The sequence below is a fragment of the Natrinema sp. CBA1119 genome (genome assembly GCF_002572525.1).
In the GTDB taxonomy this organism is placed as follows: domain Archaea; phylum Halobacteriota; class Halobacteria; order Halobacteriales; family Natrialbaceae; genus Natrinema.
Genome location: NZ_PDBS01000008.1, coordinates 491756 through 505618, shown reverse-complemented (window position 1 = coordinate 505618; position 13863 = coordinate 491756). Strand labels below are relative to the sequence as shown.

Sequence of the window (13863 nt, the reverse complement as noted above, 5' to 3'; positions counted from 1 at the left end):
ACTCCGATTCCGGCGGGATCGTGTGTTCGAAAGGCCGGAATCCTGTTTATAGGATATGTGAATTATATGTATAAGTGTTATCCCGACAGGCGGGCTCGTAGAACACTCGAGACTAGCGAAACCGAGCGAATCGCCACTGTGGACATAACAGCTATACTGACGGCGTGCACACGACGAGATATGCCGACCGATCTCCCCGGTCTCATGACTCGGCTCGAGGAACGCTATCCCGACGCAACCGCCGCCGACGCCCAACCCAACTGGATCGATGACCTTCGGGGCGCTCACCCGACGATCGAAACCGCGTTCGTTCGAAAACGCGGCCCGTTGCCGTTTCCACAGGTCGAACTCGAGGTGTACAATCAGGTGGCCGACGAGACGGGCTGGCACCGAATCGAACTCGCGGACGGTCACTGGGGATACGCCTATTCCGACCCGCCGGCCGGTGTGGTTGCGGCACAGGACGTTCTCACAGAGCGCGTTGACACCGATGCATTCGAACAGTGGTGGCGCGAGAACGTCGGATTTAGTGGCGACGAGTAGCCTGTCGGCGGTACTGTTTTCCTAGTTGAAAGAGACCGTTCTGGTATGAGCACGACACTCGAGTATGGGCCGTCCTACGAGGGCTGGTTCGGCCGCCTCTATGAGCGCGTTCCTGCGTTCGACGCGAGCGCACCCGACGGCTGGCGACTCTCCTATCGGGCCTACAACCGGACCGACTGGGTACATCCCGAAACGGAGGTCCGACTCACCTGCATCAAAACTCCGTCGGGGTGGGATCTGTTCGTCGAAGCCGATGGCGAGGGCTATCGGGTCCTCCCGAAAGGCGCGCGTCGGTGGAACGCGTTCGGCGCTGCGCGACAGTTCCTTGAGGGCGGCCCGCTCATGCTGGCCGACCGGAACGCGGCGATCGACGGGCCACTGACGCTCGAGCAGTTTCGGGAGGGCGTTTCGGACGAGGAATAGCCACTCTCACCCACTGAGTCATGCCCAAACGGATATCTCGAGGGACGTGGACACCCCACATGGCCGGCCGTGGCGACCGGCCGAAAAGGGGACTCCAGGGACACCACGGTACTCGCATTCACCCCCTTTCGTGCGATGGAACTACGCCTTTCGAGCCCCGACTGTGCGTATGCCCGAGATCCCCGACCCTGGTGACCTCGAGTTACTGGATACCACCGAGGGAACTGAGTTCTACAAACACGGCGAGAACGTCGTCGTTTCGAGCGAATCTATCCGTGCGGGGGGAAGACGGCGTCCAAATCACCTACGATTCGCTCGTGAACGCCGTCGTGGAACTGCGAGACGAGTACCGAGAGAGCGAGTAAGTATCTCTCGCACCCACTGAGTTTCACCCAAACCGATATCCCACGGGACATGAACATTCCGCATGGCCGGACGGTCGGCCAAACAGGGAGACGGCGCAACCACGGTCCCCGCCCGCTTTCGGCGATGGAACTACGCCTTTCGAGCCCCGACTGTGCGTATGCCCGACACACAGTCCAGAACCCAACGCTTTCGCGGTCGCTCGCCGCCCGATCGCGACGACGGCTGGCAGGTCTCGACCGTCTCCTGTCGAACGACGAATCACGGCAGAAGCGAGTACTCGCCGGTGACGGAAACCGATGTCTCGATCGACGAGTCGCATTTCTACGTGACGTTGCGCCGGGAGAGCGAGTATCGATTCAACCCTGCGGAGTATGAGTACCTGGTCGTCGCGGATGGGGCACTCGGCGAGCTGGAGGAATGGCTCGAGGACAGCGAAGAATAGAGGCGAGAACGGGATTACTCGAGGGCGTACGTATAGTATGTGACAACCCCTTCATCGTCTGGCACATCACTTTCCGAGCAGTCGATGGCACGAATTTCGACAAGCTCTTCTTCGACTAATCGCCGCAGTCGGAGCTCAAGGTACGTCTCGTCGATTCGGTATGTGGTTGATGGAATCCCATCCTCCCACTGATCGTGGTATTCTCCCTCCGAAATCTCGCCCGCATCGTACTGGTCGTGGAGGCGGCTGTTCGATTCCATTGTTTCGAAGTCCGTCCCAATCACCTCGTCTGCGATTTCGCGGATCCGAAAGGCCGAGTCTGGACTTGCTGCCAGAAACTCGAGGGCGCTCGCGGCAACAGATTCAATATCCTCCCCTTCTTCCCATGCGTCGGAATCGGTGTGGATAGGCATTCCATATTGGTATAGAAACGTGACTGTCTTTAGGGTTGTCAACTGAAGTGAAAGGTAATGCGACCGGCATCGAACTGGACGTGTGGCTCACAGACGACTAGCGGCCGGTACGGTTATCCCGCCGGTCGTTGGTCCGGACTGTAATGCGTGAGTGTCAACTCGAGGACGATACTCTCCTCATCACTGCGCTCGTCGAGTATCACGACGAGTTGCGCGATCGCGACCACGAGCGTGCGCGGCGAGCGTGGACACGGGCGCGTGATCTGGCCGCCGAGCGCGGGCTGACGATCGATGATGTGGTGGGACAACCCTGACTAGCGTTTCCTAGCTTACCTTTAAAACATCAAATACGGACATTCACTGCATTCCCAACTTATTTCCTCGGAATATTCTTCTTAGTGAGTATAAACGACCGGCAAATTGAAGGCCTCGTCCTCCATCGTAATTGATATGAGTAAATCCGAAGACCAGGGCGAGGACGAATCGGCTGATAGTCACGGCATGTTTGGCGTTGGCAACTTTCTGCCTGAGTTTCCGCGATACATGAAGGATAATCGGTTAGAGCTGGCCACTATGATGGCAACCAGTGATACGACGAATCCAGTTGCAGAAATGCAGGCCAATTTCTTGAAAGACCTCCCCTCGGTCGCTAGTCTTACAACGCCGGAAATCAGGCTCCACTCAGTCGAACGACTAACACAGCAGTTGACCGCTTCTGTCGTTCCTGACCCGTCCGAGCATATCTACTCCGATATCGACGATATCCCCGACGCGGGACTCGACGATCTCCACCTCCACCACGAGATACGGAACACGCCCGAACACACGAGGCAAGATACTACCTCTACTGAACTGGTCGTTCTGTGTGAGGGGTGTGGCGCACGCGAACTCTTTGAAAACAGTCACCGGTTCCTCACAAACGACGACGGGGAACTCTTATGCGGCAAGTGCCGTTCGACAGGCCGTAGTTTCAGCTAACCTCGCCCGACTCTTTTTATCCGAAGCCGAGCCCAACCCCGTCGATGCGAACCCCACAAGAAGACTTGCTCGTCGTCGAAGCACTCGTCGAATACCACGCGGATCGAATGGACGTCCAACCCGAACGGGCGGCTCGAGGTGATTGGTGACGGATATCATCTTCGCGTTCTCTATACCCACGACCGCTTCTGTTGGCCAGCTACCTACACATCAGTGTATCCGGCCAGTTCCAGGTACGGTGCTACCATACCCCGTTTGACCGCTAATTCTACTATTTCCCTTTTCGCATCGTACTCGATTAGTCCTGCCTCCTGCAAGTGAGGGAGGTGACAGTGAGCCAGATCGGTAAGTATCCGCTCATACCACTCGTACGATGGCTGTTCTTCTTTGATCGCGATGTACTCGGCAAGGTCACCGAGTGCGATCGCGGCCGGTTTCTGCGCCAGATATGCTAGGGTCTGCTGTCGGCGTTCGTGTGAAAAGGCTGTGAATAGCTGGGTCGGGGTGATATCGCGGCGGCCATCCTCCGGCTGATTCGTGTCTCGGGTTGTCGGCATCATAGGTCGGCTAGTGTCCTGTACTTGTGCGGCGTTCAGACCGGCTGGATCTCATGAAACGCCCTCAACAAAGTACGTCTACCTCGGGGCATGTGAAGGTGTCACATAAACCTTCCTGTCTCGAAAAGGTACTAGAACGCGGATATTCGCTGTTTTCGGGTAGTCAGACTGCCAATGAGACGAACAGTGGCCGGGGGTTACTCTTCGAGAAACGTCGGTTCATACGTGGACTCCGTGGGCGATATTTTCTCAATTGTCATCCGCCAATTCGGGGCATCAGAGACAGAAGATGCGATCTCCCACGTGCCTTCGATATCTGCGCCCCGACCAAATGCGGTGAGGATCAACTCCTGGAGATCGTGTTCGAATGCAGTTGTCACGTCAGCGAAGGGCTCGGAGGGGTCAGTGGCTTCCATGATAGAGAGAGTTCAGAACGGTAGAGACTGTTTGAGCTCTCACATCTTCCACGGACGGGACGGTGATAACCATATCGTTCGTTCATCCAGCTACCCGACAGTCACCTACCTACTGCAGATCCATTTGAAAGGATGTAGTGTGGGATTTGAGGGCGGCGATTAATTAACTTCCACCATGGCATTAGATGTCATAGACCGATTCTCATGGGACTGTTTCTATCCCGTGTGAAGATCGTTGTTGGTGGAGAGCCATCTGGTGGTTTCGACACAGCACAGAGTTCATCAAGCGCCGATCAGATTATCGATCTGAGAAGCTATGAGGGTGGTTTTACGGTCGGTCCTGACCGTTAATCGCGGTTACCAACAATCTCCTGCACAAGAGCGTATCCCGATTTCGGTGAACCAACCGATACGTAGGCTTGCGTATTGATCGCTGTAAACAGTCGTTTACTTAATCTTGCGGTTCGCCACAATTGTACGACTCGACGAGAGGCGTCGCACAGGTCTCGCAGTACGTATAAATCAGCTCTCTTTCCACCGTGCCACAGTTCAGACACCGCTTGCATTCCTGTACAGGCACACTCATCTTTCCCCCCATTCGTATGAATGCTGAAAATTATCGGTCATTCGAGTTGCCAGACCTGGATTTCCCAATTCGGATGTTCAGTTGTCGACTGGATCCGTAGGCTCCCCTCTATTTCGACATCGTTAGTTTCTGCTTCTTCTAAGATCGCTTGGAGAGCGGAACGAAGTGATTCAGTATCGTCAATTGACTGGTTATTCGCCATGACGTGTGTTACAGGTCGACTGTACTGCTGCTCTCCGATCCTTCTACCTGAGAGACGTGAACGTAGTTGGCGGTCACTGCGACGCGATACGTTGTATAGGTGAATTCCAGATACGCTTCATCTTGATCCGCCTCATCACTGGAGTGGGGATGAAAGAGAGTGTTCAGGGCATCAGGGTCGATATATTCGTAGAGCGGATCTAGTTCAATAGGATCACGATTTGATGCCTCTGCAACAGCAGCTATGACTGTTTGGCTGACGGGGTCATCCTCACTGCACGTATACTTAACAGGGGAATCTGTGCTTGACATCTATTTCCTATTGAGCACTCCATACATGTGAGTCTCCGTAGTCAGTATCTACGTGTTTAAGTGGCATCTCGTTCAGACGATGATCTATGATTGATATCTTCGGTGTCTGAACGGACCGTCTGGTCAATGAGTGTGTCTAGTGCTCGTCGCAGTCGCCGCCCAAGTGCAGATGAGGTAACTTCGACCTCATCTGCCAACTCTTCGAGTGTAATGCAGCGTGGCTCGTTAAAGTAGCCACGCTCATGTGCTCGAACGAGTACATCATGCTGAGCAGAAGTCAATTCGAACCGTTCAGCCGGGTCATCAGGCTGTTCCTGATAGAGACGGTGAAGATGAAACGGAATCCCTTCCTCTTCGCAGGCTTCACGGTACGCTTTTAGTGCCTCCAAAGTTGGGATGCGAGCACGAAAGCGGGACTCCTCATATGTAGTTGTAACATCGAGATATACCATATCATGCTCAGCCGCTTTTGGATATAATAACTCCTGTACAGCGTCTTCGGGGTACGTCACACGATATAAACGTCGGTCGTCAAGTTCAGTGAGACAGGCATACTCTTTGGTAGTGGGGTCGGCTTGGAGTGCTGATTCAAAGGTGTCGAAATCGTCACCAGAAGCCCAGAAGACGTGTTTCCCTTCCCCCGCCTGCGTCATATGTATGTCCTCCGTGTGGAACACCATCTCTGGGACTGCTTCGGCTTCTCTCATTAGCGGAGAGACAATGCTAAACTCGGCGATCAAACTCATTTGTCACCCCGTGTGTCTGAATCGCATGACGTTGGTACTTTGATCACGCCATACAGAGGGGGTGATAACTCCCGGCCACGTCTACCCCGTTCAGTCCCAATTGACTGCATCAGGTTCTCACTCAACAGATGCGCTTTTGTCATACGGACTCCTAACAGGGTGCATCATACCAGAGGTATTGAATCCCCTCTGATCCCATTAGCCGGATTACAGAACCATAACTAATAGCGTGTCACCACCGCAGTCGATAGATGATATAGTGGGCGTTATTTATTTAATACATAAGCCTTGGAAGTTACCCGCAAATAAATCTACAGTTTTCCATCGTTCGTCTGTACTTACCCCAGTTTCACGTCATACTCTGAATAACGAAATCGTGCTACGATCTACTGCTAACCACTGGCCGAAGCAGTTATCCCGTCGGTCATTGGCTCGGACTGTAATGCGTGAGTGCCGACTCGAGGACGATACTCTCCTCATCAGCGCGCTTGTCGAGTATCACGACGTCCTCCGCGATTGCGACACCGAACGGGCTCGCCGGGCGTGGATACGAGCGCGGGATCTGGCCGCTGAGCACGGACTGACGATCGACGAAGCGGTGGGTCAGTACCTTTCCCGATAGTCCGACTCTTTTTATCCGAAGCCGAGCCCAATCCCGTCGATGCGAACCCCACAAGAAGACTTGCTCGTCGTCGAGGCACTCGTCGAATACCACGCGGATCGAATGGACGTCTAACCCGAACGGGCGGCTCGAGCGTGGGTGCTCGCGAAAGAGATCGCCGCGAGTCACGGGCTCGAAATTGAGGATGCGCTTTCGCAGCGGGATAGCGGTGTAGTCCGAACTGCCACGTTAGCTCTCGAGGCGGTACAAATAACCACAAGAGAGGGAATGCAGGAAAGTAGGCCTATTTGACAGACAGATGGTGATTTATAGGAAGGGTGCCAATATCTACCATGGTGCGCAATATCCTCGTTCCAGTTGATCATTCAAGTCAATCAACTAATGCGCTCGAATATGCCCTAGAAGAATATTCGGATGACAACCTTACAGTCCTCCACGTGATCGACGTCAATCAAATCGCCATGTACGGCGACGAAGGCTATCGCTTTAGTGAAGAGTACATCCAACAACTACGCAATAGAGCGGAAGAACTACTCGAGCGCACTCGTCAAACTGCAGCCGACCATGGGACTGTCATTGAAACCGAACTCGAGACGGGGCCACCAATTCAGACAATTCATGAGTATATAGATGAGAATGATATCGACCACGTCGTCATGGGGAGCCATGGACGGTCCGGTGCCAGTCGTATCCTCCTTGGAAGCGTTGCGGAGGCCGTGACACGGCGCTCACCAGTTCCAGTGACTATTGTCCGGTAATCCTTCTCACCCCTTTACTTTGTGTAGACGCTCTATAGCGCGCCAGACGGCTCTTTCCGAGGAGACACTATATACATGAAGAGATAATATAATAACAGCAAAATAGTTCCGTATCTCTTAGACTGTAACGGTTTCTAGTGGACCGAACCATATGCCGACTCGGAGAACAACTATGTCCGGAATCAGGTAGAACGGCTATTCGGTCCGTCGGTAGGTGATAGTCCCATTTGCATGCTTCCGGCGCTCGACCTCATCTTCCTCCATGATATCGTTGCGAGTCACGGGCTCGAAATTGAGGATGCGCTTGGGCAGCGGGATAGCGTGTGAGAAAAGAGTCGGGCTAGAACCTGCCGTGTTCTTCGCTTAATTCCACGACGGACTGACTGTTCTTCATTAACAGGGCCAGTAGAACAGTATTGACGAACACCGCGAAGACACCAATTATCCCGTTTGCGGCATTTGGTAGCGGTTCAGTGGCATCGGCGATCGCGGGGGCCAGCCCAATCCAGTCGAGGTAGATGAGAGTGGCGACCGACCCGGAAACGATGAAGTATCCCATGATGAATCCGAACAGGCTGAGGAATTTGAACACCCCATAGCTTGCACCTTCACCACCTGTATTATCGGATTCGGCCTGCGGTTCGCCAGAGACCTGTTCGGCCATAGTCTTACGCCTCTCCCTCGGTCGTCACCCGATACAGGTGCCCGCTATCCATCGCGCCATTCAACTCCGCGATCGCCGCCTGCCAGTCGCCGACCGTCGCGAAGCCCGACAGTTCCCGGTAGGGCTCGAGCGCCGATTCGTCGGACGGATCGACGGCGTCGATATGCGCGACCCGACAGTCGCCTTTCTTCGGCCCGAGTCGGGACTCGCGCCACCAGGTATCGCCTTTATCAACTAATTCTACGCGAAACGTCTTTCCACGGAAGCATTTGGACAGGAGGATGTGGGCGCTGTTACCACACTGTTTGGCTTCGCGTGCTTCTTTCCACTGCTCCGTCTCGGCCACCAGTTCTGCCCGGAACTGTTTGCCGCGGAAGCGTTTCGGCAACAGGATGTGCGCGCTGTTCCCGCACTGGTCTGCGTCCCGGGTCTCCACCCATTTCTACCGTCATGAGTACATACTATGTAAGAGGATTTAAATAAGCTACCCAACCGCTTGGAACTCCGAACGTTTGTATATCCGTTCACAGCGACTACTCTGCAGCCTTTCCGTTACTATATCACATCCTCAATAGGCGATAAGTCTACTGCCAACACCAGACCGAAGACGAATAGATTCTCGTATTCTATCGGTAGATTATCTTCGTAGGAGGAATACTTGCGACAGTTTCGCTACGCAACGTTCTGCTGTATTACCGTAAACTGCGGTGGCTCTCCGGTAATACCGAGTAGAAGAATAACAGCCTGTATTAACGTCTGAAACAGACGCCATAGCATGTTAATAACTAAAATTATAATCCTCTGTTGTCATCTGTGGCGATTACACCGCCATACTCCAGACGGAGGAGAAAACCATGATTGAGAGACGCAATGCACTCAAGCTCACCGCAGGTGCACTACTCGGAAGTCAGTTTGGCACTGCGGCCGCAAGGAGTGATCAAGATAGGGCAGGGAACGACCAGGGCGAACAGCAAGACATCGGGATGTATGTCGCAATACCAACAGGTGGACAGCAGGTTCCGCCAGTCGAGACAGTGGCCCAGGGCGCAGCAGCATTTGCTGTCACCGAGGACAGGAGCGCAGTTCATTACGGGCTTATTGTTCAGGCGATCGAAAACCTCACGCAGGCTCATATTCATCAGGGAAGTATCGACGAGAACGGTCCGGTCGTTGCATGGCTATACCCGGGTCCTGAAGCACAGGAACCGAGGCTGATAGAAGGGCGACATGACGGCGCCGTCGCTGACGGGACTATTACAAGTGAGAACTTGACGGGACCGCTCGAAGGTGAGTCGATCGAGACGCTTCTGGAAGCGATGGCTACCGGCAACGCCTATGTTAATCTCCACACTGAGCAGAATCCAGCGGGCGAGATTCGTGGCCAGATTGCTCCCGCGATGGCAGTAGTTGAGAGTCTTGGGCTCGGACAACAGCCGACACAGGAAGAGGAGACACAGCCCACTACGGAAGAGAACATGACCGGGTGAGCTGGTAACCGGTCATCTCTAATCCACATGCAATTTTCACTGCACATCTTCTGGATCCGAACATTCTGCCGTCCACTCCTTGACCGTCCCCGTCCATTGCATTATCGACTACCGCTCCGTTCTCTAGGCCGCAGATTGGTATATCATCATGCAATTTATGAGGTGCCGTATTGACTGCTATTGTACTCGAGACGGCCCGAAACGCCTGTTCTCTCTCGTAGCATACCACTGTGTCAAAGACGAGTTTGACACAGTAACTTTACTAGGGGCGCTACTGTACAGACATCCGAACAGATGGATTCCAGCGAGCAGCGGGTTCCTGACCGCTCGAAGGGTAGGGGAAACCCGGTCAAAGACGCAATGCAGTCGTACCTGAAAACGCTCGGCGAAGGATCACGGGCGACCGTCGACCACGTCCTCGGCGAATTTCTCGCGGAGCGTGGCGTCGAGTCCTACGACGATCTCGACCGCGACTGCTGCCGCCGCTACGGCGAGTACCTCTCCGACGAGACCGAAAGCGACGACCGCGAGCTATCGGGACGGACGGCCCACCGATACTACGCGTATGTGCGTGCGTTCCTGTCCTTTTGTGTCCGCGAGGGGAAACTGGACACGAACCCGGCGAAGCAAAACGACGTGGACGAGTTCTTGCCGGGGATCGACTCGCAGGTCGACCGTCAATTCTGGACCGCCGACCAACGCGAAACGCTGATTCGACACTTCGATCGGCAGGTCGACAGCGCCCTCGAGTTGCCCCAAGCCCCGCCGTCGATCCGCCTCGAACGGTACCGTCTCCGGGCGCTGGTCGCCGTGCTCGGTCTGACTGGGGCGCGTGGGGCCGAACTGTTCTCGAAACCGCGTGACGACCGGCGAAACGGGATTACGTGGGCCGACGTGAATCTCGAGGGGAACACGCTCACGGTGCGAGGAAAGGTCAAACGAACCCATCCCGACCCGTTCCAAGACGTACAACTCCCCGATCGGGCAGCGTCGAAACTCGAGAAATACTACACCGTCGCCGACCCGCCGACCGACGAGTGGCCGGTCTTTCCGACGAATCACTACCCGTCGAAGCGAAAGGCGCTCGAGTCGGAGTTCTCGAAAGCACGCGTCGATACGATGCTCAAGCGAGCGTTGATCGACGAGCTGCTCCGCGAGCACGAGGTGCTGCCCCCGGCGATCTCGACGAACGGGGCGCGGTCTGTCCTGCAACGGATTTCAGCGGACCTCGCGCCGCTGTATGAGTGTATCGAGTACGACTCCGACGAGAACGTGTATCTAAAACCGCACGGCGCGAGACGGGGACTCGGACACGAATTGATACGAAAAGGCCACACGACAATCGCACAGAAATCGTTGCGCCACGGGTCGCCCGACGTGACCGAACAGTCCTACCAGGACGTGAAAACCAGCGAGACCGCGAAACAGGTCGGCGATATTCTCGAGGACGGGAGCGGTGAATAGACGCGAACGGAAGGCGCGGCATGAGCCCGATGACCCGGTTGAATCCAAAATCGTCAGTGTCGACCGCGTCGATCCTGCCGATGCTGGCGATGCATTCCACTCTCATGGCGGCCACCGGGCAGAGATCACCGATCATCGGTACGTCTCGAAGCTCGAGGGTGCATTCGAGTCCGAAGAATGGGTTGCATTTCGAGCCACCTACCGAACCTACATTCCGCGGATCTGGCGGTGGGACCACGATCTGCCGCAAGGCGGTTCCGAATCAACGCAACACATCTCGCTCAAGGTTCTCGCCGCAGAGTTTTTAGACCGATGTGGGCACGCTTTCTCGCGGTTAGATAACCTGTTCTACGATGGAACGTCCGAATACAACCGCGAGTGGGTGTACGACCCGCCCCGATTCGAGGTCGGATATGATGCGGGAATAGCCGACGTTGCGTGCGACTGTGATGATTGCAACACCTACGTCGAAGTGGGCCGCATCGCTGCAAAAAAGTGGTACACGGCGAGTCAGTACTGAGGGACAGATACGCTCATTGTGATTCCGTATCAGCACGCAACAGACCACGGCGACCGTGGAGTAGAACGCTACGTGTATCTATTCCACCGGCTTGAAGAACCAGAAGGGCCAGTACCGATCCACCCTGACGGGCTGTGACCTGACCCCGACACCTTCAACTATCAATATGCAGATCTCGAAAACGAATGAACTTCTTACCGAAAGGAGCCGAAAACATCGCGACAGCCGCATTTCTGGCCTTCGGAGTGTTCGCCGGAGTCGCCATCATAATTCATCTGGCCGGTGGCGGGATCGGTGACTTTGGGGTTGGGTTAGCTATAGTTCTCTCCCTGTTGTGTGTACTCGAGATTATTCGACGTCTTGCTTAATCCGGCCTACGAGGCCGTCAACGGTGAAGCAGCGCCTTGATCCTCGAGAATAGCCCGCCTGAATCATCTTGCTCTTCTTCCTGTCTCACCTGCCTTCCGTTTGATTCGAGCGAACCGTCTCCACTTACGCCAGGGCTTCGTGAGGAAATTGTCTGTTCTTTTCGCCGGCAATCGAGGCAGAGACCATGGTCAGGGGTAGTGTAGTTCGAACAGCGATCACATTCTGATTTCTCTGCCGGTTCACTTACCGGCACCTTGTCTGGTATGGTTTCTGAGGAATCAATATCGCCACTAAAATCTGGTCCGAGTGTGTTCGACTTAGATAGCGAAAGACAGTCGTGATTTTCTGGAAGTCGATGTTCAGAACAGTAGCTGTACCCACGGTAAGAGCAAGAATTCTCTATGCTGTTATCCCCAGGACAGTTCGGGAAATCACAGTCGGCCATTCGTCTCTACAAGAACAGTCTGATATAATGAATCTAGGGTGCAGCGTATGCAATGCCTTGGTAACGGAACTGTTCAACGTACTCGTTCGAGTACTGCGTTGGCCGTCTCGTCCCCAACCCCATACACGTCCTCCAGTCGCGCCTGCTCGCTCCTCCGAAGCTCGTCCAGACTGTCGAACTCGCGGACGATCGCCTTCAAGGTTGTCGGCCCGACTGCCGGCCAGAAGAATGCCATACTGAACGTCTGCTTTTTCTCCGTGCAAGGCGTACCACACTCTATGCTACAACAGAGGCGGGGAGAGAAAGTAATCCGTAGCCGAGCGAGGGCTGCGGAAGTCGAACAATTATACTATCAACTGGTAGAGGTGGAGGCTGACCAGCGCCGAATGCTAAATACACTTCGCGGAGTACTCCATGAGTCGAAGATGGAACTTGGTAGTCCGTGCCCTCGCTGTGATGGCTCATACATGCTTATCAAAAATGGATTGATGACCTGTCCAGCGTGTTCGAATCGAGTCTCGGTCTAATTCCGGTTTCAAATCCGCGTAAGAACCGCCCCAGCTATCACCTCACCGACGCCGTACACACTCTCCAGCCGCTCCCGCTCGCTCTCCCGACCACCCCTGAAAGAACTAAGCCGTTCGTGCTAATAGAGACCCGCGCCGTGCCAACCGACGCCTGCCACGTCTGTGGCGCAACTGAAAACCTCGAATGGGCCCACGAATCGAGCGTCTACGATATCGTCTGTGTCTGTGGGGACTGTCGTGATGATATCCCGTCGTTGATTCCGATTCGCTAGCTTACTCCCCCTCGAGTACAGCCTCATCCGTTTGCTTGCCAACGCCAGAGACGCCATCCAACCGCTATTGGGTCCAATAGACGGCTGCTGCTGGCATCACGTTCAAGAGCGACCCTGTAGTGTCACAGGTATGACTGATGTGGACGACGAACCGTCGCCCCCTGTCCTGTATGTGTCGAATCCCGGCACTGACGAGTGGGTTCGTCCCGACACGCCGTCACGCTCGCGCTGGCGGCATGGGTACCGGTGGGCGAAACGTGTACTGCTTCGACCGAAGCTGTGGATCATAGTGGCAGGTGCGGTGTTGCTCGTGGCCGAACTAGCCGCTTGCTGCTCTCTGAGCTAACATTGTTCTTCATGGATCGTTCTGGGAAATGAACACCAATCATAGTTGTTATCTTTAAGTTTCAATATGATAATAACCGGACAAGCCGCCCGACTACTAGATACTTGACTATTTCTTAGCTGCCAGTGCTCGTGTCTTGTTGTCGGTCGTTCCAATCGTACTCGGCTACAGAAACCCCGCACCCATGCAGTAGCGAGGGGTGCTCATGATCGAGTTCTCGCAGAATACTTCGGGGAGTTCGTCGTCTACGCGGTGGTCGTCACCGTATGTCTCTTTTCCGCAGTAGGGACAGTAGACTGCGCTCTCGACCTTTGGAGAGCAGGTACACGGTTCATGCGACATTCGCTCAGTACCGTCGCTACTCATTTCGACCAGTCTCCGTGTCTTGTATACGCTCGTCCCGGCA

The 13863-nt window shown here is 54.8% G+C and carries 20 protein-coding genes; 10 read left to right on the top strand and 10 right to left on the bottom strand.

Annotated elements, in window-relative coordinates; genetic code table 11:
* Positions 1 to 180 precede the first annotated feature (180 nt).
* From CP556_RS24820 to CP556_RS24810, 3 genes are all read left to right on the top strand, one after another.
* Positions 181 to 543: a hypothetical protein gene (locus CP556_RS24820; RefSeq protein ID WP_098728209.1), complete on the top strand. Its 363-nt coding sequence runs from the start codon at positions 181 to 183 to the stop codon at positions 541 to 543.
* 45 nt (positions 544 to 588) lie between these two features.
* Positions 589 to 966 (top strand): hypothetical protein, encoded by a 378-nt coding sequence (locus CP556_RS24815; RefSeq protein ID WP_098728208.1) that lies wholly within the window; start codon positions 589 to 591, stop codon positions 964 to 966.
* 523 nt (positions 967 to 1489) lie between these two features.
* Positions 1490 to 1774, top strand: a complete 285-nt coding sequence (locus CP556_RS24810; protein WP_098728286.1) for a hypothetical protein — start codon at positions 1490 to 1492, stop codon at positions 1772 to 1774.
* Positions 1775 to 1788: 14 nt separating this feature from the next.
* On the opposite strand, the gene CP556_RS24805 is transcribed toward CP556_RS24810, so the two are convergent.
* Positions 1789 to 2229 carry a hypothetical protein gene (locus tag CP556_RS24805; protein WP_141551767.1) on the bottom strand — a complete coding sequence of 147 codons (441 nt, stop codon included), beginning with the start codon at positions 2227 to 2229 and terminating at the stop codon, positions 1789 to 1791.
* Positions 2230 to 2330: 101 nt separating this feature from the next.
* Here CP556_RS24805 and CP556_RS26335 point away from each other — a divergent pair, with 101 nt between their 5' ends.
* Positions 2331 to 2501 (top strand): hypothetical protein, encoded by a 171-nt coding sequence (locus tag CP556_RS26335; RefSeq protein ID WP_176548350.1) that lies wholly within the window; start codon positions 2331 to 2333, stop codon positions 2499 to 2501.
* 136 nt (positions 2502 to 2637) lie between these two features.
* Positions 2638 to 3165 (top strand): hypothetical protein, encoded by a 528-nt coding sequence (locus CP556_RS24800; protein ID WP_098728206.1) that lies wholly within the window; start codon positions 2638 to 2640, stop codon positions 3163 to 3165.
* Positions 3166 to 3368: 203 nt separating this feature from the next.
* Here CP556_RS24800 and CP556_RS24795 read toward each other — a convergent pair whose 3' ends face one another.
* The 4 genes from CP556_RS24795 to CP556_RS24780 all read right to left on the bottom strand — a co-directional run bounded on the left by CP556_RS24795 (position 3369) and on the right by CP556_RS24780 (position 5983).
* Positions 3369 to 3722: a DUF7344 domain-containing protein gene (locus tag CP556_RS24795; RefSeq protein ID WP_343124895.1), complete on the bottom strand. Its 354-nt coding sequence runs from the start codon at positions 3720 to 3722 to the stop codon at positions 3369 to 3371.
* Positions 3723 to 3919: 197 nt separating this feature from the next.
* A complete protein-coding gene (locus CP556_RS24790) occupies positions 3920 to 4138 on the bottom strand; it encodes a hypothetical protein (protein WP_098728204.1) in 219 nt (72 codons plus the stop codon).
* A gap of 796 nt (positions 4139 to 4934) precedes the next feature.
* A complete protein-coding gene (gene ddfA / locus CP556_RS24785) occupies positions 4935 to 5237 on the bottom strand; it encodes a DdfA family disk-determining factor (protein WP_098728203.1) in 303 nt (100 codons plus the stop codon).
* Between the two features lie 56 nt (positions 5238 to 5293).
* Positions 5294 to 5983, bottom strand: coding sequence for a helix-turn-helix domain-containing protein (locus CP556_RS24780; RefSeq protein ID WP_098728202.1), 690 nt, complete (start codon positions 5981 to 5983; stop codon positions 5294 to 5296).
* A 442-nt stretch (positions 5984 to 6425) separates the two neighbouring features.
* On the opposite strand from CP556_RS24780, the gene CP556_RS24775 reads away from it, so the two are divergent.
* Positions 6426 to 6605 carry a hypothetical protein gene (locus CP556_RS24775; RefSeq protein WP_098728201.1) on the top strand — a complete coding sequence of 60 codons (180 nt, stop codon included), beginning with the start codon at positions 6426 to 6428 and terminating at the stop codon, positions 6603 to 6605.
* 332 nt (positions 6606 to 6937) lie between these two features.
* Entirely contained in the window at positions 6938 to 7363 is a 426-nt protein-coding gene (locus tag CP556_RS24770; RefSeq protein ID WP_098728200.1) for a universal stress protein, read from the top strand.
* Positions 7364 to 7703: 340 nt separating this feature from the next.
* Here the strand turns inward: CP556_RS24770 and CP556_RS24765 are convergent, their stop codons facing one another.
* On the bottom strand, positions 7704 to 8027 hold the full coding sequence (locus CP556_RS24765) for a hypothetical protein (RefSeq protein WP_098728199.1): 324 nt from the start codon (positions 8025 to 8027) through the stop codon (positions 7704 to 7706).
* A gap of 4 nt (positions 8028 to 8031) precedes the next feature.
* Entirely contained in the window at positions 8032 to 8463 is a 432-nt protein-coding gene (locus CP556_RS25665; RefSeq protein WP_141551766.1) for a DUF2080 family transposase-associated protein, read from the bottom strand.
* 418 nt (positions 8464 to 8881) lie between these two features.
* On the opposite strand from CP556_RS25665, the gene CP556_RS24755 reads away from it, so the two are divergent.
* The 3 genes from CP556_RS24755 (at position 8882) to CP556_RS24745 (ending at position 11498) form a co-directional block, all read left to right on the top strand.
* Positions 8882 to 9514 (top strand): CHRD domain-containing protein, encoded by a 633-nt coding sequence (locus CP556_RS24755; RefSeq protein ID WP_218012010.1) that lies wholly within the window; start codon positions 8882 to 8884, stop codon positions 9512 to 9514.
* A 294-nt stretch (positions 9515 to 9808) separates the two neighbouring features.
* A complete protein-coding gene (locus CP556_RS24750) occupies positions 9809 to 10978 on the top strand; it encodes a tyrosine-type recombinase/integrase (RefSeq protein WP_141551765.1) in 1170 nt (389 codons plus the stop codon).
* Positions 10971 to 11498 (top strand): hypothetical protein, encoded by a 528-nt coding sequence (locus CP556_RS24745; RefSeq protein ID WP_098728197.1) that lies wholly within the window; start codon positions 10971 to 10973, stop codon positions 11496 to 11498. Before CP556_RS24750 ends, CP556_RS24745 begins: the two co-directional genes overlap by 8 nt.
* Before the next feature lie 385 nt (positions 11499 to 11883).
* On the opposite strand, the gene CP556_RS27485 is transcribed toward CP556_RS24745, so the two are convergent.
* The 3 genes from CP556_RS27485 to CP556_RS25660 all read right to left on the bottom strand — a co-directional run bounded on the left by CP556_RS27485 (position 11884) and on the right by CP556_RS25660 (position 13823).
* The gene (locus tag CP556_RS27485; protein WP_098728195.1) at positions 11884 to 12312 is read right to left on the bottom strand and encodes an AN1-type zinc finger domain-containing protein; all 429 of its coding nucleotides are present in this window, start codon (positions 12310 to 12312) and stop codon (positions 11884 to 11886) included.
* A gap of 73 nt (positions 12313 to 12385) precedes the next feature.
* The gene (locus CP556_RS24730) at positions 12386 to 12547 is read right to left on the bottom strand and encodes a helix-hairpin-helix domain-containing protein (RefSeq protein WP_098728194.1); all 162 of its coding nucleotides are present in this window, start codon (positions 12545 to 12547) and stop codon (positions 12386 to 12388) included.
* A gap of 1075 nt (positions 12548 to 13622) precedes the next feature.
* Entirely contained in the window at positions 13623 to 13823 is a 201-nt protein-coding gene (locus CP556_RS25660) for a hypothetical protein (RefSeq protein ID WP_141551764.1), read from the bottom strand.
* Positions 13824 to 13863: the final 40 nt, after the last annotated feature.